38 protein-coding genes are annotated in these 25464 nt (G+C 61.6%); 29 read left to right on the top strand and 9 right to left on the bottom strand.

The window, feature by feature from the left end; all coding sequences use genetic code 11:
• Positions 1–106 precede the first annotated feature (106 nt).
• The 7 genes from Hhyl6_RS14135 to thrC are packed head-to-tail and all read left to right on the top strand — an operon-like array spanning position 107 to position 5397.
• Positions 107–487, top strand: coding sequence for a translation initiation factor IF-5A (locus Hhyl6_RS14135; protein WP_470312148.1), 381 nt, complete (start codon positions 107–109; stop codon positions 485–487).
• 2 nt (positions 488–489) lie between these two features.
• The gene (gene speB, locus Hhyl6_RS14130; protein ID WP_483739901.1) at positions 490–1293 is read left to right on the top strand and encodes an agmatinase; all 804 of its coding nucleotides are present in this window, start codon (positions 490–492) and stop codon (positions 1291–1293) included.
• 50 nt (positions 1294–1343) lie between these two features.
• Complete coding sequence (locus Hhyl6_RS14125; RefSeq protein ID WP_483739900.1) at positions 1344–2108, top strand: hypothetical protein; 765 nt, start codon at positions 1344–1346, stop codon at positions 2106–2108.
• A 41-nt stretch (positions 2109–2149) separates the two neighbouring features.
• Positions 2150–2791 (top strand): hypothetical protein, encoded by a 642-nt coding sequence (locus Hhyl6_RS14120; protein ID WP_483739899.1) that lies wholly within the window; start codon positions 2150–2152, stop codon positions 2789–2791.
• 32 nt (positions 2792–2823) lie between these two features.
• A complete protein-coding gene (locus Hhyl6_RS14115) occupies positions 2824–3591 on the top strand; it encodes a Nif3-like dinuclear metal center hexameric protein (protein WP_483739898.1) in 768 nt (255 codons plus the stop codon).
• A complete protein-coding gene (locus tag Hhyl6_RS14110) occupies positions 3591–4154 on the top strand; it encodes a transcription elongation protein SprT (RefSeq protein WP_483739897.1) in 564 nt (187 codons plus the stop codon). Before Hhyl6_RS14115 ends, Hhyl6_RS14110 begins: the two co-directional genes overlap by 1 nt.
• Positions 4155–4191: 37 nt before the next feature.
• Positions 4192–5397, top strand: a complete 1206-nt coding sequence (gene thrC / locus Hhyl6_RS14105; protein WP_483739896.1) for a threonine synthase — start codon at positions 4192–4194, stop codon at positions 5395–5397.
• Here thrC and Hhyl6_RS14100 read toward each other — a convergent pair.
• The 3 genes from Hhyl6_RS14100 to Hhyl6_RS14090 all read right to left on the bottom strand — a co-directional run bounded on the left by Hhyl6_RS14100 (position 5385) and on the right by Hhyl6_RS14090 (position 8273).
• A complete protein-coding gene (locus tag Hhyl6_RS14100; protein ID WP_483739895.1) occupies positions 5385–5546 on the bottom strand; it encodes a hypothetical protein in 162 nt (53 codons plus the stop codon). The genes thrC and Hhyl6_RS14100 overlap by 13 nt on opposite strands.
• 70 nt (positions 5547–5616) lie before the next feature.
• Complete coding sequence (locus Hhyl6_RS14095; RefSeq protein ID WP_483739894.1) at positions 5617–6693, bottom strand: SDR family oxidoreductase; 1077 nt, start codon at positions 6691–6693, stop codon at positions 5617–5619.
• Positions 6693–8273, bottom strand: coding sequence for a succinic semialdehyde dehydrogenase (locus tag Hhyl6_RS14090; RefSeq protein ID WP_483739893.1), 1581 nt, complete (start codon positions 8271–8273; stop codon positions 6693–6695). The genes Hhyl6_RS14095 and Hhyl6_RS14090 overlap by 1 nt, the downstream gene beginning before the upstream one ends.
• Positions 8274–8381: 108 nt before the next feature.
• Here Hhyl6_RS14090 and Hhyl6_RS14085 point away from each other — a divergent pair, with 108 nt between their 5' ends.
• Positions 8382–9386 (top strand): deoxyhypusine synthase, encoded by a 1005-nt coding sequence (locus Hhyl6_RS14085; RefSeq protein ID WP_483739892.1) that lies wholly within the window; start codon positions 8382–8384, stop codon positions 9384–9386.
• Positions 9387–9448: 62 nt separating this feature from the next.
• A complete protein-coding gene (locus Hhyl6_RS14080) occupies positions 9449–9958 on the top strand; it encodes an N-acetyltransferase family protein (protein ID WP_483739891.1) in 510 nt (169 codons plus the stop codon).
• Here Hhyl6_RS14080 and Hhyl6_RS14075 read toward each other — a convergent pair.
• A complete protein-coding gene (locus Hhyl6_RS14075; protein WP_483739890.1) occupies positions 9928–10056 on the bottom strand; it encodes a hypothetical protein in 129 nt (42 codons plus the stop codon). The genes Hhyl6_RS14080 and Hhyl6_RS14075 overlap by 31 nt on opposite strands.
• A 96-nt stretch (positions 10057–10152) precedes the next feature.
• Between Hhyl6_RS14075 and Hhyl6_RS14070 the strand changes: the two genes are divergently transcribed.
• Positions 10153–11340 (top strand): redox-regulated ATPase YchF, encoded by a 1188-nt coding sequence (locus Hhyl6_RS14070; RefSeq protein WP_483739889.1) that lies wholly within the window; start codon positions 10153–10155, stop codon positions 11338–11340.
• Between the two features lie 146 nt (positions 11341–11486).
• The gene (locus Hhyl6_RS14065; RefSeq protein ID WP_483739888.1) at positions 11487–13130 is read left to right on the top strand and encodes a methyl-accepting chemotaxis protein; all 1644 of its coding nucleotides are present in this window, start codon (positions 11487–11489) and stop codon (positions 13128–13130) included.
• Between the two features lies 1 nt (position 13131).
• Here the strand turns inward: Hhyl6_RS14065 and Hhyl6_RS14060 are convergent, their stop codons facing one another.
• The gene (locus tag Hhyl6_RS14060; protein ID WP_483739887.1) at positions 13132–13734 is read right to left on the bottom strand and encodes a hypothetical protein; all 603 of its coding nucleotides are present in this window, start codon (positions 13732–13734) and stop codon (positions 13132–13134) included.
• Positions 13734–14387, bottom strand: a complete 654-nt coding sequence (locus Hhyl6_RS14055; protein WP_483739886.1) for a DsbA family protein — start codon at positions 14385–14387, stop codon at positions 13734–13736. The genes Hhyl6_RS14060 and Hhyl6_RS14055 overlap by 1 nt, the downstream gene beginning before the upstream one ends.
• A gap of 686 nt (positions 14388–15073) precedes the next feature.
• Here Hhyl6_RS14055 and Hhyl6_RS14050 point away from each other — a divergent pair.
• The 9 genes from Hhyl6_RS14050 (at position 15074) to Hhyl6_RS14010 (ending at position 19296) form a co-directional block, all read left to right on the top strand.
• Entirely contained in the window at positions 15074–15427 is a 354-nt protein-coding gene (locus Hhyl6_RS14050) for a hypothetical protein (protein WP_483739885.1), read from the top strand.
• 5 nt (positions 15428–15432) lie between these two features.
• Positions 15433–15921, top strand: coding sequence for a hypothetical protein (locus tag Hhyl6_RS14045; RefSeq protein WP_483739884.1), 489 nt, complete (start codon positions 15433–15435; stop codon positions 15919–15921).
• Entirely contained in the window at positions 15918–16556 is a 639-nt protein-coding gene (locus Hhyl6_RS14040; protein WP_483739883.1) for a hypothetical protein, read from the top strand. The genes Hhyl6_RS14045 and Hhyl6_RS14040 overlap by 4 nt, the downstream gene beginning before the upstream one ends.
• 7 nt (positions 16557–16563) lie before the next feature.
• Complete coding sequence (locus Hhyl6_RS14035; RefSeq protein WP_483739882.1) at positions 16564–16929, top strand: hypothetical protein; 366 nt, start codon at positions 16564–16566, stop codon at positions 16927–16929.
• Complete coding sequence (locus Hhyl6_RS14030; RefSeq protein WP_483739881.1) at positions 16926–17183, top strand: hypothetical protein; 258 nt, start codon at positions 16926–16928, stop codon at positions 17181–17183. The genes Hhyl6_RS14035 and Hhyl6_RS14030 overlap by 4 nt, the downstream gene beginning before the upstream one ends.
• Complete coding sequence (locus tag Hhyl6_RS14025; RefSeq protein WP_483739880.1) at positions 17184–17390, top strand: hypothetical protein; 207 nt, start codon at positions 17184–17186, stop codon at positions 17388–17390. It begins immediately after the preceding gene.
• Positions 17391–17442: 52 nt separating this feature from the next.
• Positions 17443–17712, top strand: coding sequence for a hypothetical protein (locus Hhyl6_RS14020; RefSeq protein ID WP_483739879.1), 270 nt, complete (start codon positions 17443–17445; stop codon positions 17710–17712).
• Between the two features lies 1 nt (position 17713).
• Positions 17714–18163: a hypothetical protein gene (locus Hhyl6_RS14015; RefSeq protein ID WP_483739878.1), complete on the top strand. Its 450-nt coding sequence runs from the start codon at positions 17714–17716 to the stop codon at positions 18161–18163.
• A 272-nt stretch (positions 18164–18435) separates the two neighbouring features.
• Positions 18436–19296, top strand: a complete 861-nt coding sequence (locus Hhyl6_RS14010) for a poly-gamma-glutamate hydrolase family protein (RefSeq protein ID WP_483739877.1) — start codon at positions 18436–18438, stop codon at positions 19294–19296.
• Between the two features lie 11 nt (positions 19297–19307).
• On the opposite strand, the gene Hhyl6_RS14005 is transcribed toward Hhyl6_RS14010, so the two are convergent.
• Genes Hhyl6_RS14005 through Hhyl6_RS13995 form a run of 3 tightly spaced genes read right to left on the bottom strand, consistent with a single transcriptional unit; the run spans position 19308 to position 20599 of the window.
• Entirely contained in the window at positions 19308–19697 is a 390-nt protein-coding gene (locus tag Hhyl6_RS14005; protein WP_483739876.1) for a hypothetical protein, read from the bottom strand.
• 23 nt (positions 19698–19720) lie between these two features.
• Positions 19721–20050 carry a hypothetical protein gene (locus Hhyl6_RS14000; RefSeq protein WP_483739875.1) on the bottom strand — a complete coding sequence of 110 codons (330 nt, stop codon included), beginning with the start codon at positions 20048–20050 and terminating at the stop codon, positions 19721–19723.
• A gap of 6 nt (positions 20051–20056) precedes the next feature.
• On the bottom strand, positions 20057–20599 hold the full coding sequence (locus tag Hhyl6_RS13995; RefSeq protein WP_483739874.1) for a metallophosphoesterase family protein: 543 nt from the start codon (positions 20597–20599) through the stop codon (positions 20057–20059).
• A 98-nt stretch (positions 20600–20697) separates the two neighbouring features.
• On the opposite strand from Hhyl6_RS13995, the gene Hhyl6_RS13990 reads away from it, so the two are divergent.
• The 9 genes from Hhyl6_RS13990 (at position 20698) to Hhyl6_RS13950 (ending at position 25424) form a co-directional block, all read left to right on the top strand.
• The gene (locus Hhyl6_RS13990; protein WP_483739873.1) at positions 20698–21003 is read left to right on the top strand and encodes a hypothetical protein; all 306 of its coding nucleotides are present in this window, start codon (positions 20698–20700) and stop codon (positions 21001–21003) included.
• Positions 21003–21554 (top strand): hypothetical protein, encoded by a 552-nt coding sequence (locus Hhyl6_RS13985; protein WP_483739872.1) that lies wholly within the window; start codon positions 21003–21005, stop codon positions 21552–21554. The genes Hhyl6_RS13990 and Hhyl6_RS13985 overlap by 1 nt, the downstream gene beginning before the upstream one ends.
• Positions 21554–21955 (top strand): hypothetical protein, encoded by a 402-nt coding sequence (locus tag Hhyl6_RS13980; RefSeq protein ID WP_483739871.1) that lies wholly within the window; start codon positions 21554–21556, stop codon positions 21953–21955. Before Hhyl6_RS13985 ends, Hhyl6_RS13980 begins: the two co-directional genes overlap by 1 nt.
• Before the next feature lie 107 nt (positions 21956–22062).
• Positions 22063–22323 carry a hypothetical protein gene (locus Hhyl6_RS13975; protein ID WP_483739870.1) on the top strand — a complete coding sequence of 87 codons (261 nt, stop codon included), beginning with the start codon at positions 22063–22065 and terminating at the stop codon, positions 22321–22323.
• Between the two features lie 34 nt (positions 22324–22357).
• Positions 22358–22684, top strand: coding sequence for a hypothetical protein (locus tag Hhyl6_RS13970; protein ID WP_483739869.1), 327 nt, complete (start codon positions 22358–22360; stop codon positions 22682–22684).
• Positions 22685–22874: 190 nt separating this feature from the next.
• Positions 22875–23354: a DUF2283 domain-containing protein gene (locus Hhyl6_RS13965; RefSeq protein ID WP_483739868.1), complete on the top strand. Its 480-nt coding sequence runs from the start codon at positions 22875–22877 to the stop codon at positions 23352–23354.
• Between the two features lie 328 nt (positions 23355–23682).
• A complete protein-coding gene (locus Hhyl6_RS13960) occupies positions 23683–24054 on the top strand; it encodes a hypothetical protein (protein ID WP_483739867.1) in 372 nt (123 codons plus the stop codon).
• A 21-nt stretch (positions 24055–24075) separates the two neighbouring features.
• Entirely contained in the window at positions 24076–24525 is a 450-nt protein-coding gene (locus tag Hhyl6_RS13955; protein WP_483739866.1) for a hypothetical protein, read from the top strand.
• Positions 24525–25424 carry a hypothetical protein gene (locus Hhyl6_RS13950; RefSeq protein ID WP_483739865.1) on the top strand — a complete coding sequence of 300 codons (900 nt, stop codon included), beginning with the start codon at positions 24525–24527 and terminating at the stop codon, positions 25422–25424. Before Hhyl6_RS13955 ends, Hhyl6_RS13950 begins: the two co-directional genes overlap by 1 nt.
• The last annotated feature ends 40 nt before the right edge of the window (positions 25425–25464 follow it).

The following is a 25464-nucleotide window of genomic DNA, read 5'->3' as shown; positions in this document are numbered from 1 at the left end:
CCCTGACAGCGGTCGCAGCGAGTCACCGCGCGGACCAGTTCGGCACGGAGGCCCGCGACTGCGCCATTCCAAACCGTTTATACCCCAACAGGGGTAACGCGGCCGTATGGCAAGAGAGCAGACTGAGGTTCGCGAACTCGACGAAGGCAGCTACGTCATGATCGACGACGCCCCGTGTAAAATCGACTCCTACAGCACGGCCAAGCCCGGCAAACACGGCAGCGCCAAGGCCCGTATCGATGCCCGAGGCGTCTTCGACAGCAAGAAGCGCTCGCTCTCCCAGCCCGTCGACGCGAAGGTGTGGGTCCCCATCATCGACCGGAAACAGGGACAGGTCGTCTCCGTCAGCGGCGACGACGCGCAGGTCATGGACCTCGACACCTACGAGACGTTCACGATGCTCATGCCCGACGACGTCGACCTCCAGCCGGACGACGAAATCGAGTACCTCGAGTACGAGGAACAGCGCAAGATTACCCGCTCGTAACGATGTTTCCCGGTGCGGCCGCCGACCGCGAGGCCGCCGACTACGCCCTCGTGGGGGCGCCGCTGGACGCCTCGACCTCTTTCCGTCCCGGCGCTCGATTCGGGCCGCGCCGCGTCCGTGACTTCGCCGAACAGTTCGACGACTTCGACCACCGCTCGGGCCGGCACTTCACCGAGTTGGGGGTGTACGACCACGGCGACGTCGGCCCGACGGCCGACACCGCCGAGTACCTCACGTTCCTCGAGAGCGCCCTCGCCGAGTTCGACAGGGGCGGGGCCGTCCCGCTGGTGGTCGGCGGCGAACACACCGTCAGCGTCGCCGCCGTGCGGGCACTCGACCCGGACGTGTTCGTCTGTCTGGACGCCCATCTGGACCTCCGGGAGTCCTACGCCGGCGACGAGTACTCCCACGCGACGGTGACCCACCACGCGCTGTCTGTCGCCGACCGGGCGGTCGTGCTGGGCGCTCGGACGGGGAGCGAGAGCGAGTGGGACCGCGCGGCGGACGCGGACGTGACCGCCGTCCCGCCCGAGGACGTGGCCGACTGGTCGCCCGCGTTCGACGACGAGTCGGTGTACCTCTCGGTGGACATCGACGCCGCCGACCCCGGGTTCGCGCCGGGGACCGGCACGCCCGAACCGTTCGGGCTGGCACCCCGGGAGATGCGCGACGTGGTGCGGTCGGTCGCCCCGCGGGCCGTCGGGTTCGACGTGGTCGAGGTGAACGACCGGGACGACGGGCAGGCCGCGACGCTGGCGGCGAAACTGCTGCGGGCGTTCGTCTTCGCCCACGCCACCGAGACGTAGCGCCCGCACGGACACAAGATTCTTCGTCCAGTCAGGCGAACCTGCAGTCGATGCGCCGACCTGCCCTCCACTTAGCGCTCGCTATCTGTCTCGTACTGGCCGGGTGTTCGGTCCTCGGCGACGACCCGGTCCGCGAGGGAGCGGCCGTCGAGCGACTGGACACCGTCAGCGAGCGCGCAGCGACCGTCGAATCGTACCGCTACGACCTCTCGTTCGACGTCTCGACGACCGCGAGCAGTGAGCGAATCGACGGCACCGGGACCGGACGCGTCAACGTGACGACCCGGCGGGCCGCGACGAACGTGACGGTCGACGGTTCCACCACCCGAACCTACGTCGACAACCGGACCGCGTACGCCCAGTGTCGCAGTCTCGCCGGCGCACAGAGCGGTTTCTGGGGCAAGCACGAACTACCGGCCGACCGGAACTGGACCGAGACGACGCCGCTGGGCCGCCAACTCGCCCTGCTCTCGACGGGCGACCTCTACCACAACGGCACGGAGACGCTCGACGGGCGCGAGGTCGTCCACCTCTCGGGGTCGCCCTCGAAGGACGCGCTCGACGCGTACCGCGACGGGACGGGTAGCCGACCGGTGTTCGGGTCGCCGAACGTCGACAGCGTCACCGTCGACCTCTGGGTGGACGCCGCGACGAACAGGCCCGTCAGGAGCGACGTGACGGTGGTCGTCAGCGGGGACGGCGAGACGGCCACGGCGACGCTGACGACCCGATACCGGGACTACGGCGAGCGCGTCCGGGTGACGGTTCCGGCGGACGCGCGCGCCGACGCGTTCAGCGGCGGGTGTCCGGAGTAGGGCGTGGCGGTTTTAAGGCGGCGGAAGGACGAAGGTGACGCATGGACCGACTCTCGTCGTGTTACTTCTGCGCTGCGTCGCTCGACGCCTCGCTCTCCGAGTACCCGGTGGTCCCGAAACGCCTCCAGTCCGAATCGACTCCGGACAAGCGTGTCGTGCTCTGTCAGACGTGCCGGCGGAAACTCGCCGCGGTGCTGAAAGACGTCGTCGCGGCCGCCGAAGACGACCCGGACGACCAGAGCAGCGTGATGGACGAGTCCGGGATGGCTCCGCAACCGGACCCGATGGCCGTCGGCGACGCCAACGAGACGGCCGACGCCGTCGGCGAGGGGGACACCGACGCCGCCCTCGTCGAGGACGACGGGTCGAGCGGCGACGCGGCGCAATCGCCGACCGAACGGGACCGAACGGCCACCGGAGCGTCCGGGACAGCATCCACCGGGACGGGGGCCGACGACGAGAGCGCCGCGACCGACGACGGCCCGTCGCTGACGCGACTGGAGTACAGCAAGGTGATGCGCCTCCTCCAGAACCGCCAGTTGCCGGTCGACCGAGCGGAGATACGCACGGTCGCGGTCAACGCCTACGACATCGAACCCGAGGAGTTCGACGCCATCATCGACGCCGCGGTGGAGCGTGACCTCATCGCCGAGGAGAACGGCACGTTCGTCGCGACGGAGTAAGGCATACCACCCCGGCGGGGCAACACCATCCCATGCACGCAGGCGACATCGCCGCCCGACTCGACGACGAACTGGACGTCGACGCGTACGCCGACGTGGACGCGAGCCCCAACGGCCTGCAGGTCGGCCCCGCAGAACAACCGGTCGACCACGCCGCCGTCGCCGTCGACGCGGCCGTCGAGACGATAGAGCGCGCCAGCGACGCCGGCGCGGACCTGCTCGTGACCCACCACGGCATCGTCTGGGGCGGCGTCGAGCGCATCACCGACTCGACCTACCGCCGGGTCGCACCGCTCGTCGACGACGACCTCTCGCTGTACGTCGCACACCTCCCGCTGGACGGCCACCAGTCGCTGGGCAACGCCGCGGGTCTCGCGGACCTGCTGGACCTCGACAACCGCGCCCCGTTCGGCCGGATGGGGCCGGAGTACGTCGGTCAGCGCGGGACGCTCGCGGAGGCCACCACCGTCGAGGACCTCGCGGCGACGCTGGACGACGAACTGGACACGGGCGGGCAGTCAGTCCGGACGCTGGACTTCGGCCCGTCGCTCGTCGAGGACGTGGCAATCGTCACCGGGAGCGGCGTCGACTGGGTGGGCGAAGCAGTCGAGGCGGGGGCGGACGTCCTCGTCACCGGCGAGGGCAAACAGCAGGTGTACCACGAGGCCCGCGAGGCCGGCATCAGCGTGGTGTTGGCGGGTCACTACGCGACGGAGACGTTCGGCGTCCGCTCGCTCCAGTCGAAACTGGAGGAGTGGGGCGTGGAGACGACGTTCGTGGACTGCCCGACCGGTCTCTGATGGGCGACGGCGTCGCGTACGACGACGTGACCTCCGACGCCGACGTCGTCGCGTGGTCCCGCGAGTACTGTCGCGACGTGCGACGGGAGTGGGGCGTCGACGTGCGCTTCGACTTGGTCGACTGGGAGGTGTCGACCCGCGCCAAGCGGCGCGCGGCCGCCGTCAAGCGGCCGAAACTCCCCGACGCCGTGGTGGGTGAACCCTACGACTGGGAGTCGGTCGAGGGGGCAGACGGCCGCCCGCTCCCCTGTACCCTGTCGCTGACGCGCGCGGCGTTCGAGGCGTTCGACCGCGCCGAGTGGGAAGCGACCCTGCGGCACGAACTCGTCCACGTCGAGCAGTACCAGCGCGACGGCACGACCGACCACGGTCCGGGGTTTCGCGAGCGAGCGGCCGCCCTCGACACCGAGGTCCACTGTCCCGCCTTCGCCGACCCGAAGTACGTCCTCTCGTGTGCGGCCTGCGGGGACCTCGTGGCACGGCGCTACCGGGACTGCAAACTGGTTCGGGAGCGCGACCGCTACCGGTCGGACTGCTGTGGTGCCGAACTGGCGCTGGAGTGACCACCGGAGTTAGGTCGCCGACGGTCGAATCCCGGGTATGGACGTAGCTCTCACCTGTTACGCCTGCGGGGCGACGGCGACGCTCGCGGACGGAACACGGTGTGCCTGCGGCGAATCGTACTGGGTCAGGACCGACCCCTCGGACTTCGAGTGGCCCGACACCGCCGAACAGTCCATCTGGCGCTACCGGGACCTCCTGCCGGAGGCGTCGCCGACCGGACTGGCCGCCGGGGCGGGCGGAACGCCGCTGGTCCGCGCGCCGCGACTGGACGAGGACGTGGGTGCGACCGTCCACGTGAAGTACGAGGGCGCGAACCCGACGGGGACGTTCAAGGACCGCGGGAGTGCCGTGGGTGTCGCCGTGGCCGCCGCGGCGGGGTACGACGCCGTCGGCACCGTCTCGCACGGCAACATGGCCCGGTCGATGGCCGCCCACGCCGCCAGCGCGGGACTGGACTGTCTGGTGCTCGTCCCGGCCGACATCCCCCCGGAACGACTCGAACTCGTCGCCCGCTACGACCCGACCGTGCTCCGGGTCGAGGGCGACTACGGCCGCCTCTACGAGGCGTCGCTCCGAATCGGCCGCGAGACCGGGGTCCACTTCGAGAACTCCGACACGCCGCTCCGGGTGGCCGGGCAGAAGACCACGGCGCTCGAAATCGCGGCGTCGTTCGCCCCGGACGCGCCCGACGCCGTCGTCCTCCCCGTCTCCAGCGGCGGCCACGCGAGCGGCGTCTGGAAGGCGTTCCGTGACCTCTCGGCGGCCGGTCTACTCGACAACGTGCCGCGACTCTACTTCGTGCAGGCGGCGGCCTGCGCCCCCATCGCCGAGGCGTGGGCGCGAGGCGACGACGCCGTCAGACCCGTCGACGCCGGCGAGACGGTGGCGTACTCCATCGCGAACGCCGACCCGCCGAGCGGCAACCGGGTGCTCGCGGCGGCCCGAGCGACGGAGGGTGCCGTCCTCGCCGTCGACGACGAGGCTATCCTCGACGCTCGCCGGTCGCTCTCGGCCGAGGCGGGCCTGTTCGTCGAGAGCGCCTGTGCGACGGCGCTGGCGGGCGCACGCCGCCTCGGAGGCGACGGCGAGATAACGCCCGACGACGACGTGGTCCTGATTGCGACGGGGACGGGGTTCACCGAACGTGACGTGGACGCGCCGTCGGTCGACGCGGCGACGGTGGACCTGTCCGCGCTGTCCGACGCGGTGGCGGCCCGCCTCTACGACCCTCAACACCAGTAGCAGGCGTACGCGACGACGCCGATGCCGAGACAGGAGACGGCGGCGAGGGCCCCGAACGCCATCGACCACGACGGCATCACCAGCAGTCCGGCGACGCCGAGGGAGAGCGCGACCGCGAACAGGGGCACGAAGACGTGTTCGGGTTCCATCGGCGGGAGTAGACAGCGGGACGACATAAATCCGGAGGGCGAGGGCGTAGTTCTCGGTCGGCCCGTCGCCTCACACCATCGCCGCGTCGTCGAGGTCGGGGTGCTCACGGACGTAGGTGACCAGACTGTCGACGTAGGACTCGAACAGCGGACACCGGACCTCCGTCCCGGCGAGCGCCCGACGCGTGTTCTGGTCGGTGTACCTCGTCGGGTGTGCGAGGTACGGGAGCGCCGCGGGTTCGACGCCGAGTCCGTCGGCGAGGCGCGGGAACCGGTCGAGCGCCGCGTGCGAGAGCAGAACGGTTCCGGGCACCGGGACGGCCACCCGGTCGCTGGCCCGACCGAGCGCACGGACCAGACGCCCGATAGTCGGCGGGTGGGGGTTGCAGAGTTGGTACACCTCGCCGGCGGTGTCGTCCCGGCCGGAGAGTTCGGCGATAGCGTCGACGACGAACTCCCGCGGGACGACGTTCAGCGTGTGCGCGTCCGGCCGGACCGGCGCGGGCGCTAGTGCGAGACAGGGCTGGCGGCGCAACAGCGACAGCAGGTAGTACGGCCCGTCGTACTTCCGGGTCTCGCCGGTCCTGCTGTCGCCGACGGCGATGGCGGGCCGGTACACCGTCGCCGGGAGACCGTCCGCCATCCGCGCCTGTACGGCGCGTTCCGCCTCGAACTTCGACCGCTCGTAGTGGTTGTGGAACGACTGGCCCACGTCGAGGTCGGCGTGAGTGAACGTGCCGTCGTAGCGGCCGCTGACGTAGCAGGTGCTGACGTAGTGGAACCGCTCGACGTCGGCCGCGTCGGCGAAGTCGAGGACGCGGTCGGTGCCGTCGACGTTCACCCGGTCCGCGAGGTCCGGGGCCACGCCGAGGTCGTAGACGGCCGCGAGGTGGTACACCGTGTCCGCGGCCGCGGTGAGGCGGTCGTACTCGGCGAGTCCGAGGTCCGGTCGAGTGACGTCCCCCTCGACCAGACTGATGCGGTCCCGCGGCACCCCGGCCTCGTCGGTCAGCGCCCGCGCCCGTCGGTCGGCGGCGTCGCGGAACTTCGACTGGACGAGGCAGGTGACGTCGTCGTCGCTCCGGGCGAGGAGTCGGCCGACGAGTGCCGACCCCAGAAAGCCCGGGAACCCCGTGAGGAACCGCATCAGTGTGACCCGAACGGCGAGAGACGGCGGAGGCGGCGGAGCGTCCGCACTCCGAGCGTCGCGCCGGCCGCGGCGACGCGGTTCGGAAGCCCCTCCACGGGGACCAACGGGTGGAGTCGCTGGGTCGTGACCGTCTGTGGCTCGGTGTACTTCCGGATGCCCTCGGCACCGTGGCGCCGACCGATGCCGGAGTCGCCCACGCCCCCCATCGGCGCGTCCGTCGACGCCCACATACCGAGGTAGGCGTCGTTGACCGACACCGACCCCGCCTCGATGCGCCGGGCGACCGCCTCCCCCCGGCCTACGTCCTCGGTCCAGACGCTCGCGTGGAGGCCGTAGTCGGTCTCGTTGGCGCGTGCGACCGCCTCGTCGGCGTCCGCGACCGGGCTTATCGAGACGACGGGACCGAACGTCTCCTCGCGGGCCGCGGTCGCGTCGTCCGGGAGGTCCGTGAGGACCGTCGGTTCGTAGAACAGGGGGCCGACCTCCTCGCGCCGCCGACCGCCCGTCTCGACGGTCGCTCCCCGGTCGCGGGCATCGGCGACGTGCGCTTCGACCGTCTCCAGTTGGTGCCGACCGATGAGCGACCCCACGTCGGGACCGAACTGGAGCGAGGCACCGAGGTCCAGCGCCGTCGTCGCCTCGACGAACCGGTCCGTGAACCCCTCGTAGACGTCCTCGTGGACGAATATCCGCTCGAACGAGATGCACAGTTGCCCGGCGTTGGCGTAGCTTCCGTGGACCGTCCCCCGAACCGCCTGCGAGAGGTCCGCGTCCGGCAGGACGACGGCGGCGTTCTTCCCGCCCAGTTCCATCGAGGCGTCGACGAGGTGTTCGCCGGCCAGCGACGCCACCGTCCGCCCCGTCTCGGTGCTGCCGGTGAAGGTGACGTAGTCGACGCTCGAAATCAGTGGCTCCCCGAGCGTCTCACCGTGACCCGTGACGACGTGGACGAGGTCGTCCGGGACGCCGGCCTCTTTCAGGAGTTCGACGGCCCGGAGGGCACAGAACGGCGTGGCCTCGGCGGGCTTGAGCACCGCGGCGTTGCCGGCGAGGAGCGCCGGGAGCATGTCCGAGACGGCCAGCGTCAGGGGGTAGTTCCACGGTTCGACGAAGCCGACGACGCCGACGGGGTCGTGGTGTTCGACCGCCTTGGTCGCCACCGGGAACCCACCGTCCCGCCGGGTCGCCCCGACGTGGGCCGGCCCCTCGCGGGCGTAGTAGTCGGCGGTGAGGACCACGTCCAGCAGTTCGACGTGGGCGTCAAGGCGCGCCTTCCCCGCCTCCAACTGGACGACGTCGAGCAACTCCTCGCGGTGGGTCAACATCCGGTCGGCGAACGTCCGGAGGACCTCGGCGCGCGCCTCCATCGGACGGGCCGCCCACTCCGATTGTGCCGCCCGCGCCCGTTCGACGGCCTCGGTGACGTCGGCGGGTTCACACGCGGGGACGGCCCCCAGTCGGTCGTCGGTGAACGGACTCCGAACCTCCAGCGGGTCGCGGTCGCCGACCTGCGTCACGCCGCTCGCCAGACGCTCGCGGACCCGCCCCGGGAACGTCGACTCCGTTGGCACGCTCATTGGTCGATAGAGCGACGGCTGACTCAATGGTCTTTCGGCGGCCCCCTCGTCCCGCAGGTCCGGCGCGAACCGCGCCGTTCAAGCCGTCGGCCCGACCACAGGGGCACAATGAGCGACCACGAGGACCGCGAGACGTTCAGCCACGACCCCATCGGGCACGCCGAGGCCCGCGCGGGGATGACCGTCGGCGAGTTGGCCGAGAGCTACGGCGAGGCCGGCATCGGCGCGAGCGACCTGCACGAGGCCGTCGACGTCTACGCCGAGATGTTGGCCGACGACGTGACGACGTTCTTCGGACTGGCCGGCGCGATGGTGCCGACGGGGATGCGCGCCATCGTCTCCGAACTCATCCGGGACGGTCACGTCGACGTGCTGGTGACGACGGGCGCGAACCTGACTCACGACACCATCGAAGCCATCGGCGGCAAGCACCACCACGGCGAGGTCACGCCGCCGGAGCGCACCGAACGCGAACACGACGAGACCCTGCGCGACGAGGGCGTCGACCGCATCTACAACGTCTACCTCCCGCAGGAGCACTTCGCGCTGTTCGAGGGCCACCTCCGCGACGAGGTGTTCTCCGTGCTGGAAGACGAAGGCGCGGTGTCAATCCAACGCATGACCGAGGAACTGGGCCGTGCGAACAGCGAGGTCAACGCCCGCGAGGAGGTCACAGAGGACGCCGGCGTGCTGGCGGCGGCCTACGAGAACGACGTGCCGGTCTACTGTCCCGCGTTCCAAGACTCCGTGCTGGGACTGCAGGCGTGGATGTACTCCCAGACGAGCGACTTCACCGTCGACGCGCTGGCGGACATGACTCAGATTACCGATATCGCCTACGAGGCCGACAGCGCCGGCGCGATGGTCGTCGGGGGCGGTGTCCCGAAGAACTACGTCCTCCAGACGATGCTCGTCTCCCCGGACGCCTACGACTACGCGGTGCAGTTGACGATGGACCCCTCGAACACGGGCGGTCTCTCGGGCGCGACGCTCGACGAGGCCCGGTCGTGGGGGAAACTGGAGAAGGACGCCCGCAACGTGAGCGTCTACGCCGACGCGACAATCACCCTCCCGCTGGTGGTCGCCGCCGCCCGCGAACGGGTCGGCGAGTAGGGATTCTGCCGCTCCGGGTCCGACGGGCTAGTTCTATGGGCGTGGGCGTGGTATGTCTACACATGTCGTTCCAACTGAGCGTCCGCCCGGCGGACGAGACGGACGTGACGGCGATTCAGCAGGTCGCCCGCGCGTCGTGGCACGCCGTCTACGACAGCATCCTCGGGTCGGAGACGGTCGAGATCCTCCTCTCGGAGGGGTACGAACGGGACCTCCTCGAACGGATGGTCGACCTCGACGACGTCGGCCTGTTCGTCGCCACCGCCGACGACGACGTGGTCGGCTACGCCAGTTGCGGGATGACCGACCCCGCCGGCATCGGGGACCTCGACCTCTACGTCCACCCCGACTACTGGGGGGAAGGCGTCGGCACCCGACTGCTCGAACGCGGCCGGAAGCACCTCCAGAGCCTCTCGGTTCGCAAAGTCCGCGACGAGGTACTGGTCGACAACGAGATTGGCAACGGCTTCTACCGGAAGCACTTCGACCACGTCGGTCAGCGAACCACCGAGTTCGGCGGGGCGGAACTGCCCGTCAACGTCTACGAGTTGTCGCTGGTGGCGAGGGCCTGAGCGCCGACGAGGACCCGCGAGGACGGCCGGCCTCCTGCGGGCTCGACGGTCACTCTGACCCCGCTCGTCGCCATCGCGTCACGGTTCGCGTCGCCCATCGCTCCGCGTCGAGTCCTCCGCCCATGTGTGCCACTCTCACCCGCCGTCGAGCCGTTTGACAACGTTTTAGCCCCTGATTCGTCTGCTAGTTCACAATGAGCTACAAGATAGGACTCGTCGGCAAGCCCTCCGTCGGCAAGTCCACTTTCTTCAACGCGGCGACGATGAACGACGTCCCGGAGGGGGCGTACCCGTTCACGACCATCGACCCGTCGATGGGCGAGGCGTACGTCCGCGTCGACTGTGCAGCCCCGGAGTTCGACCACAGCTGTACCCCCAACCACGGCTACTGCGCCGACGGCGTCCGGTTCGTCCCGACGAAACTGGTCGACGTCGCCGGCCTCGTCCCCGGGGCCCACGAGGGGAAGGGGCTTGGCAACCAGTTCCTCTCGGACCTCAACGAGGCCGACGTGCTCGTCCACGTCGTCGACTTCACCGGCGAGACGGACCTGGAGGGGGAACCCACCGAGGACCACGACCCCCGCGAGGACATCGACTTCCTGGAGAACGAACTCGACATGTGGTACCTCGACATTCTGGAGAAGGGCATCGAGCGGTACCGCTCGGGCTACCACGGCGAAGACAAGGATATCGAGGCCGACCTCGCGGAGCAGATGTCGGCGTTCAAAATCAGCGAGGACGAGATAAAACAGGTCGTCCTCTCGCTGGACATGGAACTGGACCCCGACGCGTGGGACGACGAGGACCGGGAAGCGCTGGCCCGCGAGATTCGCATCCGAACCAAGCCGATGGTCATCGCGGCCAACAAGATGGACACTCCGGCGGCACAGGCCAACTGGGACGAGGTGACCTCCGACCCCGAGTACGAACACCTCACGTTCGTCCCCGTCTCCGCCCACGCCGAGAAAGCCCTGAAGAACGGCGACGAGCAGGGCGTCCTCGACTATCGCCCCGGCGACGACGACTTCGAGGTGACGGCCGACCTCCCCGAGGAGAAGGCCGCCGGTCTCGAACAGATTCGAGAGTTCGTCGACGAGTTCGACGGCACGGGCGTCCAGCAGGCGCTAGAGACGGCGCTGTTCGAGGAACTGGACGCCATCGCCGTCTTCCCCGGCGCGCGCAAGCCGCAGGACGACGGCACCTTCCTCCAGGACTGTTTCGTCCTGCCCGACGGGTCGACGGCCGAGGACTTCGCGTACTTCCTGCACACGGACATCGGCGACGGGTTCCTCCACGCCCACGACGTGCGCTCGGGCCGGCAGGTCGGTGCCGACACGGAACTGGACCACCGCGACGTGGTCGAGATTACGACGACGAACTGAGCGGTCGGCGGCGGCCTGCGAGCATCAACTGTGATAATCCGGGGTCGTGGTTTTTGGGTCTCCGGGCCGCTACCTCGGAGTATGCCCGATTCGACACGTCGTCTGCGGTCGCGCCGCGCCCAGACCCGTCGCACGGAGGGGGACGGATGAGCGCCGAGACCGCCGAGAGCCGACTGGTCGGCCGTCTGCTGGTCACAGTCGGTGCCGTCCCGATGGCCGTCGAACCGTACCTCCCCGGACCGCTCCGGCGGGACTTCGGCGTCCGCCTGTTTCTGCTGGCGTTCGTCTCCGTCGTCGTCGGTCCGGCCGTCGCGGCGACGCTGTTCTCCGAGGCCCTTCCCGCCGTCGCCTTCGCCGCCGCCATCGTCCTCTGCACCGGGTTTCTGGGGTACTGTGAGCTCTACCGCGCGATAATCGAAATCAACGAGAAGGCCGTCGCCGTCGACGACGGCGAGTACGACGTCGACTTCGGCGTCGACCGGGTGGACGAAATCGGCGAGACGTACGACACGTTCGAACGGACCGCCCGCTCGCTGGGCGAGTCCATCGACGAGGCCGAACGCGCACAGGAACGCGCCGAGGCCGCCCGCGAGGAGGCCGAAGACGCGATGGAGGACGCCGAGCGAGAGCGCAACGAGATGGAGGCGCTCTCCAGCCACCTCGAACAGAAGGCCACCCAGTACCGGGACACGCTGTCGGCGGCGGCCGACGGCGACCTGACGGCCCGCGTCGACGCGGAGAGCACGAGCGACGCGATGGCCGAGGTGGGTACGGCCATCAACGAGACGCTCGACGCCCTCGAACGCGCCGTCGGGCAGGGACAGCGTATCTCCACCCGCATCGCCGACGAGAGCGACCGGGTGGCCGAACGGGGCCAACGAGTCCAGCAGGAGGCACAGAGCGTCGCCGACCACGTCGAGGAAATCGCCGACGGCGCAGGGACACAGCGCCACCAACTCGCCGAGGCCGCCGACGAACTGAGCGACCTCTCGGCCACCGTCGAGGAGATGGCCTCCTCTGTCACCGAAATCGCCGACCGGAGCGACACCGCCGCCGAACTCGGTCGAGACGCCCAGCGCTCGTCCTCGGAGGCCCAGAGCGCCGTCGACGCCATCCGCCACCAGTCGATGACGGCCGCGAGCGAAGTCGAGCAACTCGACGAGATAGCCGACGACGTGGCCGAGATTCTGGACGTCATCGACAGCATCGCCGAGGAGACGAACATGCTGGCGCTGAACGCCTCCATCGAGGCCGCTCGTGCCGGCGAAGCGGGCGAAGGCTTCGCCGTCGTCGCCGACGAGATAAAGGGCCTCGCCAGCGAGACGAAAGACGCCACCGCCGACGTGGAGGCGCTCATCGAGACGCTGCGCTCGCAGGTCGGCGACTCCGTCGAGGCGATGGAGACGATGGAGTCCGCCGTCGACCGGGGGAGCGACACCATCTCGGAGACCATCACAACGCTCGAGGAGGTGGTCGACGCCACCGTCGACGTCAACGACAGCATCCAAGAGATAGACCGGGCGACGAACCAGCAGGCGGGCAGCGCACAGGAGGTGGTCGGCCTCATCGACGACATCAGCGCCATCGCCGACCAGACCGCGGGCGAGGCCGAGGCCGTCGCGGCGACGGCCGACCAACAGGGCGTCGTCGTCGGCGAGATGGTCGACTCGGTCGACTCCTTCGCAGCGGACGCCGACGACCTCCAGTTCGAACTCGCGCAGTTCGAGACCGGCACCGTCTCCGAGGCCCCCGGAGGGGACCCGGTGGGCAGGCAGGCGACGACCGACTGAGTCAGACGTCGACCGGACAGCCGTTTATCTCGCCGCCGCGCATCCCGTCGGCGAGCCAGTAGACAGAGAGCGTGAGGACCACGAGCGCGCCCAGCGCGAACTCCAACCCGTCCAGCGGGAGAACGAGGAGCGAGGCGGAGACGCCGAACAGCGAGAGGAGGCCAAGCAGAATCGCGGACCCGCAGGCCGCACACCCGGCCCCGAGCGTCCCGAGGAGGACGCCGGCCGCGCCCGCCCCGCCCTGCTGGACGTTCAGACCGTGCTCCCGGAAGTGGTAGGTCGCCATCGCCACGTCGACACCGGTCGACAGCGCCACGACGACCAACAAGAGCCCCTGCGCCGGGTGGAAGAACGTCCCGACGAATGGATACAACTCCACGAGGACGGTGAGCCGACTCCCCAGCGGGAGGGCTCCCCCGACCACGAGGTCCAACACCAGCGGGACGTTCAGCGAGACGACGAACGCCGTGAGGGCGGCGACCCCCGCGACGAGTGCGACCCCGGCGTACGCCGGGACCGTCAGGACGAGTCGTGCCGTCCGGCCCATCAGTCGCCAGTCGGCCCGCCGAACCGGGAGCCGACTCCAGAGTCGCCCACTCGCCATCAGTCCGCCTCCCCGAGTGCCTCCGCGACCACTTCGTAGCTGACGCTCCCGGTGACCTTCGTGACGAACTCGCCGTCCCGGAAGAGGAGGACGATTGGCGTCGACTCGCTCAGCCCCGCGTTCTCGGCCGCCGCGACGTCCGCCTGCACGGCGTCGTCGTAGGCCCCGTCCCGCGCGTCAGACGCGACGGCGTCGCCGTCGAGGGCCGTCTCCGCGTTCAGGAACGCCGCCGTCCGGTCGAGGACGTTCTCCGTCGTGAACTTCGAGCGCGTCGCGAAGTAGTGCTCGAACAGCGACCAGAAGGCCGCGTCGTCACGGGCGTAGGTCGCTTCCAGCGCCTGCGTCGCCGGTTCCCCCCACGGGAAGACGACGGGGTACGTCCGGACGACGTACGCGCCGATGCCCGGGTCGACGAGGTTCGACCGTATCTCCGGCACCGTGTTCCGGTGGAACGCCGCACACCGCTGGCAGGACGGGTCCTCGAAGGTGAGGACGACGTGCCCGCCCAGGTCCCCCAGTCGCGGCTGGTTCCGATAGCCCGCCGCGGCCGGGTGTTCCTCGACGGACCCACCCGTCGCGTCGCTTCCCCCACACCCCGCGAGGGCCCCGACCGACCCCGCCCCCGCGAGCGCCAGAAAGCGTCGTCGCTTCATGCTCGGCGGAATGGCTTCGCGCGATTTAGCGTTTGTTCTCCCGTGCGCCGGCGAGGGGGAACCGTCTTGCCGACGGAGAAGGTAGCTCCGGTGGCCGATGACGACAGCGCGTTCCGAGTCGGGGTGACTCCCCGGCGGTGACGAACCCTATGAGTGCCGAGGCCTCTTCTCCTATGTAGGACTTTGCCGTGTCCTACTACAATTTAACGGAAGCTGCGTGAAGAACTGAAGATGTTAAAGCCATTTCTGTATCTCAACTGTCGGCGGTGACGGGCTGAGATAGACTGCTGGCGATAGGGATTTTCTGGATTCGTTGGTCCGAGGTATGTTCGTGGTGGAGGATTTGATCCAAAGTTGGCCCGTCCGAAGTGATACGGGAGCGGATAGGAGGAGAGGTTTTGCCTGCCTCTTTTCTCTGTTTTCCTTAGTCACTCCGTTCTCTCGCTTTTCCTGTGTATGGACCGTATATTATAGTCGTTAGGTGTTTGAGGCCTGTTTCAGTGCTGTTGTTCGGACCTGTGGTTTTCTGTGAGGCCTGTTTCTGACCTGTTTTTCTGGCCTGATGTTTGTGTTCTGGGCTGTTTCGGGGTTGGTTTTCTGGGTTGTTGAGGTCTCCAATTATGTTAGTGCATCTATAGTTGTACATTTAAAAGAATTGATGATTAATTAACAGGTAGGCAGAAAAAATGACACAAACGCACAGCACCTTACAACTACCCAAGAACGAAAAAATCCGACTTATCCGAGGTATCACAGGAGTATTCCACTCCCCAAAAATCGTAGAGGGACAGACCTCAAGCACAGGCAAAACAATCGAAGTCGAGGACGACAGAGGCAACAGGTACAGACTCGACACAGAACAGATTCTTTCCGACGGTCTTGAGGTCAGGAGAGCAACGACGTTCAAGATATACACGCCGGAGAAATACATCAGGCAGAAAAAAGCCAACTACGACCCAGCAAACGGGAGGAACTGCAAAGCCCACGACTTAGAAAAATCAGAACTCCCGGAGCCGACTCACAGGCCAGTCGAAGGGTGAATGCTGTGAGTAAACAAGAGATCTCTGACGAACTACGCAGTGAAATCTACGACAAGATCGAAGACATAGCACCGGAGAAGGCCGAGAGATTCAAGCGGATAGCGGAGGAGTACAGAGAAGGCCACCACATCCTTCCAGCAGAGAACATCGCCATTCCCTTAGGACTCGAAGAAATCGCAGAGGCCTACAAGCTGGATTTTGAGGAAGAAAATACGAGAGAAATAGCCGAGCACACCGTACTCGTCTACTTCCTAAACGAGCCGAACTTGACCCAGCAAATCTCAGGTGAAGAACTTCGAGAAAGTCCCTCAGGTTTCGTTGAACACCTCACAAAAAATGCCTCAAAGAAACTTCAGCGGATAATCTGCCGGCTCTACAAGAAGATTCACCCCTACGAGTGGAAAGACCGAGAGCGAGACGTGAAGGATGCTCTCGAAATCCCTAAAGAAGCCAATTTCCCTGCCAAGCCAACGAGACAGGGAGTTGAAGGGTGATTACGATAGAGAGGATAATCACACCTGAGGGCTTCAACCCTGACGCGAATCTGACGAGTGAAGGCCATACAGTCTACATCTGCCGGACAGAGTACGCCGAGAAGAGATACGGACTGAAGAACGAGGGAACTGTCGGAGAACCGGATTACGAACTCAATGAGAAAGACACTGTAGACAGCGAGACGGATACCGGCACTATCGCATGTACTTGTGGGGAATCTCTTGACTCAGAGGACGAAGCTCTTCAGCACCTCAAGGAGATAGAGAATCAGCACAAAGGCAGTCTAAACCAGAGGATAGCCCGTAGACAGCTTGACGGGGTAAAGCTCCACGGATTCGAGTACGCAGGCCTTGAGGCCCACGGCGGTTCTATCTCCTTCGCCCATGAAGAGTTAGGCCTGAAACTGTACGCAACACCGAACTGGGAGAACAACGACGGCCAGATTTACATCGAGGTGGACGGCACGTACAAGACTATCCTGGAAGGCCCGCTTCAAGGCCAAATAGTCGAACAGGTGGATGCCTCTGAGCACCTGACAGTAGGCGAGTACCTGCGGCATTTGAGAGACTTCATCGAAGAAAACCTTCTCAGCAAAAGCCGGAGAGAAGATCTCCGTAGCAGCGAGGAGCAGTGATGCTTCAATGAGTGTAGAAGCACTAGATCTGGAGCGTGGAGACACCGCGTTTCAGGTCGAGAAGTGGGAGGACGAGTTAGCGAAAGACGTTGAATCTGCGTTGAAGGATATGGCCGAGGTGGAAAACGAAGATATTGAGGCCGAGGCCGCAGCCTTCACCGCGAAACTCTTGTTCCTGGTCACGGAAGGTGACTGGAAGCAGTCGGAGGGAATCGCCGCAGTCCTTGAATCGTTCTTCAGCGAACAAGCAGGTTCGGAGATAGAGATGCCTGAAGAAGTAGAGGATTCTGAAGACGGGCAAACAGAGGCCTCCGAACAAGAAGAACAGGAAGAGCAGGAAGAAGAGGATAAAGACGGGGTGATTGTCGAGTGAGCAGTAATACGACGCCTCCATCAGATGAGGAAAACGAGGTCTATGGCTATGCAGTAATGAACGTCCACAAGAATACGTTGGTGCCTAAACTGGACGTTAACGACCCCGAGATCTTCGACGAAGAAGAAGTCCTTGAACACTACAGAGAGGTCACAGAGGACACCGTTTCAAAAAGCAACTCACATCTTAGAATTGTCGAAGTCCGGCTCGCCAACGAACTCGACAAAAAGGCCTCAGAAGAGGTGAACCAGTAAATGGGTTCAGAAGATGAATTGACCGAAGGATTGGAAGAGAATCCCTACGAACAGGCGTTCCCAGAAGACTACGAAAGGCTGAAAGAAGACATCGAAGAGACGCTTCAGTCAGGCCTATCACGCCCAGCTAAAGCTGAAGAGGTATTCGCACACGCACAGGCCTTCCTCGACTACGCCAAAAATACCGAACGGGTGGTGGACCCGTGACGGAGCATCGCACTGGGGCAGATGAGAAAGAATTGGAGGTGGCAAGTCAGCAGTGAGCGACGGACGGTTTTCTCAGGACACGTTGGTGTGCCACGTCGGACTCCTTGAGAAAGGCGACGTAATCCGTTACGAGAAACGTGGAAGGGTGATGGAGGCCTTCTTCGTTGCAGCACAGCAGGGAACGAACGCAGTCAAGATCAGGAAGACGAAGGACACCTACGACCTGATCTCGTTAGAGAGTATCAAGGAGCGGGTTGAAGATCCGGACATCGAAGAAGGATATCTGGACGATAGAGACAGAGAAGAGAAGGTGGGCGTCTGACGTGGGCGAGGTCGATTTTGCTGAAGAGGCCCGCCGAATCGAGAAAGAAGCTGAAACACATCAGGAAGTAGTGAAGAAACTCCGTGGTTCCAGAGAGTATCAGGACGCGCTCCTGGAACACGGCTGGCACAAGGAACACACTGGCATTTCTGTCTGTAACTTAATTCACTGGCAGGAGCAGAGGAACGAGGCCGTCGACACCCATCACTTCGATTATCTTCTCCGGGAGATCGTTGAGGCCGAATTGGTGTTCTGGAAGCACTACTACGACTTCGATCTTGACCAAGACTTTGTGAACGCAGTAGTCAACGGAGATCTTGACACTGCCAGTAACTCAGCTGAGAACATCGTTAAGACGTGGAAGTGGTTGACCGAGAAGATCGACGCACCGGAGGAACTGCAAAGCCGGCAGGAAGGCCTCAATAGTTTCTCAGGAGGAGGTGGTTCTTGAGTAAGCGCCTCCGGCCCTGAGTCTGATTTTTTTAAACACTGATGAATAATTTGTTGATACGGTCTGGAGGTTATTGGCGGTAGGAGGCTCCGCTTATATTCTGACTTCATTGACGGCGTGCCCTCGGGGAGAGGCCTTGTATCTCCTATTTTTCGTCGGTAGTCGGAGTCTCTGTTTGAAGCTTCAGTGCCTCCCAGACTTTTCCCTATTTCCCTTTATTAGGAATTTGCATAAAGACACTTGTGGACGTAGTTAGTAGAGATTGGAATAAGATGTGTGAGGTAACCGTCAGTGAATCGCGCGGGATAGATGAAGGGAACAGGTGCAGTCTGTCCACGCATCTGGCCGAAGAGTTGGGAAAAGACGTGGGCAGCCACGTCAAGATAGAAGCGGGTTTGAAGGCCTACTACGTCGTCGACCACGTCCACGAGGACGAGTCGGAGGCCGTCAAAGTCGGAGCTGAAGGATTGGACAGAGTCAAAGCCCAGTCCGGTGAACAGGTAGAGATCTCGGAGACGGTCCCGGTCTCAAGTTACGAGGAGGCTTGGAAGACAGCTGGTTTCTACGAATCCGTGTTTGAGTCCGAAGGCAGTGATGTCTTCATTTCTTGTCCTCACGGTGGGGATGCGGAGAAGAACACGGATGTGATGGGCCGTCACCTCTGCAAGATGCTGCGGGAAAACGACGTAAGTTGTTCGGCGTGGCTGTGCCAGGGCTTTGATTCAGGGCGTGACGGTAAGGATTCGTACAGTCGCTGGCATTTGGAGAAGCCGGTGAAGGCCTTAGATGCATACCCGGGTTTGGAGAGTCTCAAGGAGCGGCGTTTCGAGTACGTTGTCGGACTCCATCTCCACAGCAGGGATTACAGTACGGTGATGGTCGGAGGCCAAGCATCAGACACTCTACGGAGAAGCGTTGCTGAACGGCTTCAAGAGAGGCTTGGCGACTATGCGGATGTCGAGTGGAGATACAGCAGTTTTGCCTTGACAGGGAGAGGAGACCTGAACTCGGTCAACTACTTCACGGAGAGTGGGCAGGGGGTTCAGATTGAGATGCCGCCGAAGGTCTGCCGCAACAAGTTCAAAACAGTGCCGAGAGCCGTCCGAGATACATTGATCGACAACCTTCAGTGAGGACTCTTGATCTAGATCTCTGCTTCTTTACTTGCTTCTTCTATTTTCCGGGGTGCTTCCATCTTCAGTTGAAACCCGTCTTGGATTTTCTGCTTGAGATCGCGGCCAGTGATTACTTCGGATTCGAGAGTGTCTTCGTCGACGGCGATGTAGTAGTACCTGTACGTTGTTTCGCTCAGGTCTTCTTTGTTGCAGAATATCCAGAGGCCTTCGCTGGGGATGTACCCGGTTTTGTCTTTGTCGTAGAGTTCCCGCTGAAGGCTTACTCTTCTCTCCGTTTCTGTGGCTGCGGTTTGAGCTGTGGCGACCAGTGATCCTTCCTCGCAGTATTTTTCGGTTGAGTCGAGGATTTTCTGGGCGAGTTCTGCGTCCGTCATTTCGTCCAATTCTTTTTCGGGCATAGACAGTTCGTATCTCTCCAGGGTTACTGTTTGTCCGAAGTCCAACCTTTGATCTGGTCCTGGGGAACAGCTTGCCTGACTGAGTCCTCCCAATGCTCGTCCAAGAAATCGTAGACGTCGTCGAACTCTTTCTCCAGCAGTAGGTCTTGCAGCTTGTTTGCTGTGTCGACGCCGAGGTAGACGGTAAGTTCTTCGCGGATGGTTCCGGTGACGGAGAAGTAGGAGAGATCGTTTTCGTTGATGTCTTCGAACAACGGTGTTTCAACTTCGTGGTCTTCTGCGGTTTTTTCGAGGGCTTCGACCATTTTGTAGGCCTTCGGTATTCCGTAGTCGTCGTACAGTTTCTCATCCATATTGTCTCACTCCATTGATTGGGCTTTGTCCATCCATTCGCCTTCTCTGATGCAATCGAGGACGTAGTCGACCTTGACAGGCCGGTACTCGGTGAGTTCGACGGAGACGTTGACCAATTGCTCTTCCGGATTGACGAACGGGTACTGTTCGGGGTGGTTGTTGTGGTGGTGTCCGTGGATGATCCAGTCGTCCCAGAAGCGGGGAGCGTTCTCAGGCCTGTGCGTCAACAAGTACTCTTCGTCTCCCTGGCTCAAGGTGTAGTATTGGTGTGTGTTCAGGTCAGAGACGTACCGGCCAGGGTCGTCGTGGTTTCCTTCGATGAAGACGACTCTCCCGTTTAACTGGTCAAGCCAGTCCCGCAGCTGATCTTCTTCTGCGAAGAAGCCGAGATCTCCGAGGAAAAACACGACGTCGTCCTTCTTGATTTCCTGGTTCCAGTTCTCGATCAGGACGTGGTTCATCTCCTCAACGCTTTGGAAAGGCCTGCTGCAGTACTCGATGATATTCTCGTGTCCGAGATGCAGGTCGGACGCCAGGAAGCGAGTCATCTGTAGTATGTAGCTGTTTGTTTAGTCCTGCCCATTGTTTAGGCTTTTGCATAAATTCTGGATAAGGTATAAAAAGGTAGTTTGCACAGACAGTTATTATGTCTGAATCGACTGATGAGTACGTTGTAAATCCACATCACTTCCTTGACTCAGTGACGAAGGAGATTGTAGAAGTACTACTGGAAAACCCGACAATAGCATACAGCAAGACCTCTCTGGCTGAAGCAGCTGATATCTCAAAAGACGCGCTTTACCGTAGATGGGACTCATTCAAAGAGATAGGCCTCGTTGAGGAAGCTGATGTAGAATCCAAGACCCAGCATTGGCAGCTCAACTCTGACTCTTCGATAGCGGATAATCTCGGCGCACTGCTGTACCAAGATCTCCGAGGTGAGAGCCAGTAGTGAGTGAGGATGAAATTACTGCCGGGCAGTGGTGTAAAGACGTGTTGGACATTCAAGCAACCGTTTCGAACCATCACGGTATAATACAAGAACTAAGAGATTCTGATAGAGAGCCTGATTTCATCAACCTATCCCGTTTCAAACGAACGCACAATCTGGAGCAGGTAGTTATCTCAGTACCCTATCTGAAGAACTTGGTAGAATTATTGGAGAAAGGAAATTACAGTAACGTCTTGGTTGAGATGGGTACGGATACTCCGATACAGTTTACGGCGAAAGGTCCTGACTCAGGTACTATCTCCTGTATTGCTCCAAAAATAAGGCCAAGTCAAAAGCAGAAAATTCTGAAGGCTCAGAGAGAGCTGGGCAGCTTTGAAACAGTCTGCCTAAACGATGAATGTACCTGGAGTGACTGCTACGATGACAGAGAGGAGGCGAAGACAGCAGGCCTTGAGCATCGTTACTTCGAGGGCCACCAGTTCAAAGTCTACAGTCCTCTTGGAGAAACGGAGTTTGACAGTACAAGACCTGCAGAGGTGAGAAACCAGTAGTGAGTGAGGACGAGTATGTTGTTTACGGCGTTGAAAAGGACGGCAGGATTATTTCAGCAGCTTATGACCACGAGGAGGACGCAAAAAGCTATGCTGTAACTGTTGACGGTGCGGAGGTTGTCGAACTCGTTAAACGCGAAGAAGTAGACGTTCTCGAGAACCAAGTCGAGCCTCTTGCCGAGCTTGCTCACCGGTTGTGGACGTATTGGAGCCAGCACATCGCAGAGGAAGAAGACATCAGCCAAGACCGACTCGAACGCTGGGAAGACCTCTGGGTTCCGTACAGTGAATTGAGTGAGGAGGACAAAGAGGATGACCGGCGACTTGTCCAGCGGTTCCTTTCCGAGAAACCGGATTACAGCGTTGAAATCGATACTATGGGTGATACCCAATCAAAGTAATACAACTGGTAGTTTCTGCAGCAATTGTAGCAGTAGTTATGATACCAATCTTTCTCACAGTGAGTGGATTAGGCTCAGCACGAGGTGAGTCGACCTACACTGGCTACGTGGTAGACGCAGAGATGGATAAAGGATTGATCTTCAGGACCAGTCAGGTACACTTGAAGACTCATCCACGTAGCAGTGCGGTCGAAGAGTTTTGCCTCGTCAGTGACCAGCAGGAACAGAAGGCAGAGCAGTACCTCAGAAACCAGCAGAAGGTGACAGTGACGTACAGCAGGCCTTTCTGGGTCAATCCATTCACCTGTGAAGGAGGATTGTCTATCGTAAAATCATTCAACGAGTCAAGCGGGGTCAACACCCCGTGAAGTCTCACTTCTTAAATATCGGTGTATAGATACTATGACTGAATCTGACTATGGAGTTGGTGATATTGTTGTAGACAAAGAAGACGAAAATCCTGATGAAGCAGTGGTGGTCCGTAAGACCGGCCTCAGCATCAAAGAATGGGAAGTCGAATCCGGTACCACTGTTGCGGATACAAATCTTGACTATGATGAAGACGAGGAGACAGTTCTCGTAGCATTCACTCACTATCTGGACGAGTACTGGCCGGAGTGGGAAGATGTCGATGACGAAGATCTCTACTACAAGGTCATGGAAAACAGTCTGACGTGGTATGCCTTCCCGGAATCTCGGCTCGTCCCTGTAGAAGGTGATATGGAGTGACTTGGACGTGCCAGAAATGCGGGTACAACCACGGCGACAGGCGTGTTGAAGAAGAGCTCAGCAGGGAAGAGATAGATGGCTGGTACTTCCCCAGTATACCCGACTCGGATACTGTTGAAGGCTGGATATGCGACAGATGCGGAAACCATCATCCAACTCCAGAAAGAGCACCAGGTGATACGGAGTGAAGATGGAGTATGATCAGGAAGCCGGAGCTGCCGTCCTCGATCTTGTGGAAGATGCGGAAATAGCCAAGACAGTAGACACGGAAACAGGTGTGAACCTTGACTTTGGTGAGGATGGCACCCTGGTATCCATCGAGATCTGGGCCTCAGACAGAATCCCAGAAAAGTTCTTCAAAGCCGAGAAAGTAGGAGTTGAAGGCCTTGAGACTGCAGTTACCTATCTCAAGGATGGAGCTCTGGGAAGGTATCGCAAAGCTCCTAATGTTACTTTGAAAGATGGAGACGAGCTTTCTCTAAAGAAGGATATCCATCTCTGGCTTGCCGATTTGAAGAAGGAGATGGACTTTGACTCCTGGGAAGAGGCTGAAGGAGCTCGAAAGCTTGTGGAGCAGGCAGGCCTTCAACTCGGAACCCACGGCAGGCAGATCCTTCAGGAAAAACTCGAAGAAGACGACGATGAGGGTGATTCTGAATCGAGCAGGTAGTTAGTGCTGAGGATATCGAGCCGATCATAAATCTTGTAGCAGAGCTTGAGCAGGGAAGTGGAGGCCACAACAGCAGGTTTGGTTCTCTCAAGTCGATTACCTGGAAATACGATTCCCGCATCAACAGAGATGATCCTCACATCCAACTCTACGTTAAGATAGAAGCCTGGACGTTCTGGAAAGGCGAGCAACTGGATAACCTGAAAGATAGGGTCCGAGAATTTGCTGACGAACACGGCAATACAGACGACAGAATATTCTATCTGAAGAAGGACAAACCGCTGAGCTTCAGCCTGAAGATACCTCTCGAAGATGGAGGTGAGGATGCTTGAGCGGTTTTCTCTTGGTGACGAACAGCGGGCAAAAGGGATGCCGCTGGCACATCTTCAAACAGGGAAACAAGGAGTGTCTGTGTAGGAAGTACTCGGCTGGCCAGGTCGACGCAAAGGATACCAAGAAAACAGTGTCAGACAGGCAACTGACCGAACTTCTCTGTAGAGAACAGTCTCCCGGCCTCGGGGCCTGGGCAGAGCCTTGCCGCGAAAAAGCTTTAGAGAGTTTGACTGACGAGAAGCAGTTCTCCTGCAGTATCTGTGGCCAGCCAATCTCGAATATAAGCGGTTTGAAGATCCACGTATCCCGGACTCACGGAAAACCGATGGAAGCAGCTGAAGAGATGGCGTCGAAGGGTGGTGCCTGAATCGACATTCTTGACGCAGAAGTGGATTGGAAGGAGGAGTACGGGAACGATCCTCGGCTGCACTTGTCGGCTGAGGATATCCCGACTATCGATGAGCTCCAATACGAAGGATCTGTAGATGAAGGCCTGTGGTACGCTGAGAGCGACGATGGTTTCGTCTCATACTTTGCTTGGAGTGGTGGGCAGCAGGACGGTTACGGAGGCCGTCATTACGATATAGAGACTGTTGACGGAGAGAGTGTTACGTTGAAGGGGCCTTGGAGCAGCCGTGCCGGAGTAATGAACAAGGCCGGTTACGGCCCGTGTATGGATGTCAGGTTCAACTCCACGGGTACTGGAGCAGTCACAGTCGACCTGGGGGAGGATGTCGTCGACGAGTACCTGGAAGACGTCGAGCTCGAACGAGTGGAGAAGTTCAGCAACGACGAACCATACTGGATACCTCAGAAAGTCGGAGGTGAGGAGCTGTAGTGGCTGATCTGGTTTCTGATGAGGACAAGGAGGAGCTTCAGGCCTTAACGGACAAGGACAAAAGCGAAATCAACGACGCAGAGCTCACCAAGCTAACCAAACTGGCGTTAGAGAGGAAGTTCGATTACCCGGAGTGGGGACTGTTCTTCGAGGTGAAAGGGAAGAACGGGAAGATGGCTGACGCAATAGCGTACAACCTCTTTCCCTCCCGGAACTTCAAGACGATAGGCCTGGAGGTCAAGGCCTCACGAAGCGACTGGAAAAGCGAACTGGAGAAACCTTCCAAAAACGACTGGTTCGTAGGCCAGGTCGACGAGTTCTACGTAGTAGCTGCCCAGAAAGGTATTGTGAAGGAGAGCGAGTTGCCCGAGGGTTGGGGCCTATACGAGATGAAAGGCGGCGGCAAGCTCTACGAAGTGGTTGAGTCAGATCTTACAGATCATCAGGACCGTAGTATGGATCCTGAGTTCTACATTCGGGGAGTGAAGAAGGCGGTAGAGAAGATGCACAGTGCCCAGGTCTCGAAGAAGCGAGCCCGGAAAAGAGGCTATCGTCAAGGAAAGAAGGAGGGTCAGAAGGAGGAGAACCTGGATTACAAGTCTGAGAAATTGGTTGAGGACGGAAAGAAGTACAGAGAGCTGAGAGACAGGGTGAACGTCAGTCTCTACAGCTTGGATGACGGAGATATTGAACTCCTGAACAAGGCCTTGGATATTCTGAAAGGCCTTGGTAGCGGTTATCGCAGTGTTGCTTCTGAGTTGGAGAATTTGCAGAGCAAGAATGCGGATGTTCAGGAGAAGATCTCGGAGGTCAAGAGCGACGTCCAGCAGTTAGGTCAAGAGCTGGACGAGAAAGAGGATGTGACACTGGAAAAATTCGGAGGTGGCTCTCAGGAATGACTGATCCCTGTCCTGAATGTGGAGAACCAGTACAGGCCTC

The sequence above is a fragment of the Haloarcula sp. H-hyl6 genome (assembly GCF_056934455.1).
This window is presented reverse-complemented; position numbering and strand designations above follow the sequence as displayed.

Bases quoted from the DNA above. Each gene is read 5' to 3' on its own strand.
- Hhyl6_RS14025 (WP_483739880.1), top strand. From the start codon at position 17,184: ATGGGTTCAGAAGATGAATTGACCGAAGGATTGGAAGAGAATCCCTAC.
- Hhyl6_RS13995 (WP_483739874.1), bottom strand. From the start codon at position 20,599: ATGACTCGCTTCCTGGCGTCCGACCTGCATCTCGGACACGAGAATATC.
- Hhyl6_RS14120 (WP_483739899.1), top strand. From the start codon at position 2,150: ATGGACCGACTCTCGTCGTGTTACTTCTGCGCTGCGTCGCTCGACGCC.
- Hhyl6_RS14125 (WP_483739900.1), top strand. From the start codon at position 1,344: ATGCGCCGACCTGCCCTCCACTTAGCGCTCGCTATCTGTCTCGTACTG.
- Hhyl6_RS14075 (WP_483739890.1), bottom strand. From the start codon at position 10,056: ATGGGCGACGCGAACCGTGACGCGATGGCGACGAGCGGGGTCAGAGTG.
- Hhyl6_RS14110 (WP_483739897.1), top strand. From the start codon at position 3,591: ATGGGCGACGGCGTCGCGTACGACGACGTGACCTCCGACGCCGACGTC.
- thrC (WP_483739896.1), top strand. From the start codon at position 4,192: ATGGACGTAGCTCTCACCTGTTACGCCTGCGGGGCGACGGCGACGCTC.
- Hhyl6_RS14005 (WP_483739876.1), bottom strand. From the start codon at position 19,697: ATGCCCGAAAAAGAATTGGACGAAATGACGGACGCAGAACTCGCCCAG.
- Hhyl6_RS14050 (WP_483739885.1), top strand. From the start codon at position 15,074: ATGACACAAACGCACAGCACCTTACAACTACCCAAGAACGAAAAAATC.
- Hhyl6_RS14060 (WP_483739887.1), bottom strand. From the start codon at position 13,734: ATGGCGAGTGGGCGACTCTGGAGTCGGCTCCCGGTTCGGCGGGCCGAC.
- Hhyl6_RS14055 (WP_483739886.1), bottom strand. From the start codon at position 14,387: ATGAAGCGACGACGCTTTCTGGCGCTCGCGGGGGCGGGGTCGGTCGGG.
- Hhyl6_RS14085 (WP_483739892.1), top strand. From the start codon at position 8,382: ATGAGCGACCACGAGGACCGCGAGACGTTCAGCCACGACCCCATCGGG.
- Hhyl6_RS14100 (WP_483739895.1), bottom strand. From the start codon at position 5,546: ATGGAACCCGAACACGTCTTCGTGCCCCTGTTCGCGGTCGCGCTCTCC.
- Hhyl6_RS14115 (WP_483739898.1), top strand. From the start codon at position 2,824: ATGCACGCAGGCGACATCGCCGCCCGACTCGACGACGAACTGGACGTC.
- speB (WP_483739901.1), top strand. From the start codon at position 490: ATGTTTCCCGGTGCGGCCGCCGACCGCGAGGCCGCCGACTACGCCCTC.
- Hhyl6_RS14035 (WP_483739882.1), top strand. From the start codon at position 16,564: ATGAGTGTAGAAGCACTAGATCTGGAGCGTGGAGACACCGCGTTTCAG.
- Hhyl6_RS14065 (WP_483739888.1), top strand. From the start codon at position 11,487: ATGAGCGCCGAGACCGCCGAGAGCCGACTGGTCGGCCGTCTGCTGGTC.
- Hhyl6_RS14080 (WP_483739891.1), top strand. From the start codon at position 9,449: ATGTCGTTCCAACTGAGCGTCCGCCCGGCGGACGAGACGGACGTGACG.
- Hhyl6_RS14090 (WP_483739893.1), bottom strand. From the start codon at position 8,273: ATGAGCGTGCCAACGGAGTCGACGTTCCCGGGGCGGGTCCGCGAGCGT.
- Hhyl6_RS14000 (WP_483739875.1), bottom strand. From the start codon at position 20,050: ATGGATGAGAAACTGTACGACGACTACGGAATACCGAAGGCCTACAAA.
- Hhyl6_RS14070 (WP_483739889.1), top strand. From the start codon at position 10,153: ATGAGCTACAAGATAGGACTCGTCGGCAAGCCCTCCGTCGGCAAGTCC.
- Hhyl6_RS14135 (WP_470312148.1), top strand. From the start codon at position 107: ATGGCAAGAGAGCAGACTGAGGTTCGCGAACTCGACGAAGGCAGCTAC.
- Hhyl6_RS14095 (WP_483739894.1), bottom strand. From the start codon at position 6,693: ATGCGGTTCCTCACGGGGTTCCCGGGCTTTCTGGGGTCGGCACTCGTC.
- Hhyl6_RS13965 (WP_483739868.1), top strand. From the start codon at position 22,875: ATGGAGTATGATCAGGAAGCCGGAGCTGCCGTCCTCGATCTTGTGGAA.
- Hhyl6_RS13990 (WP_483739873.1), top strand. From the start codon at position 20,698: ATGTCTGAATCGACTGATGAGTACGTTGTAAATCCACATCACTTCCTT.
- Hhyl6_RS14010 (WP_483739877.1), top strand. From the start codon at position 18,436: ATGTGTGAGGTAACCGTCAGTGAATCGCGCGGGATAGATGAAGGGAAC.
- Hhyl6_RS13970 (WP_483739869.1), top strand. From the start codon at position 22,358: ATGACTGAATCTGACTATGGAGTTGGTGATATTGTTGTAGACAAAGAA.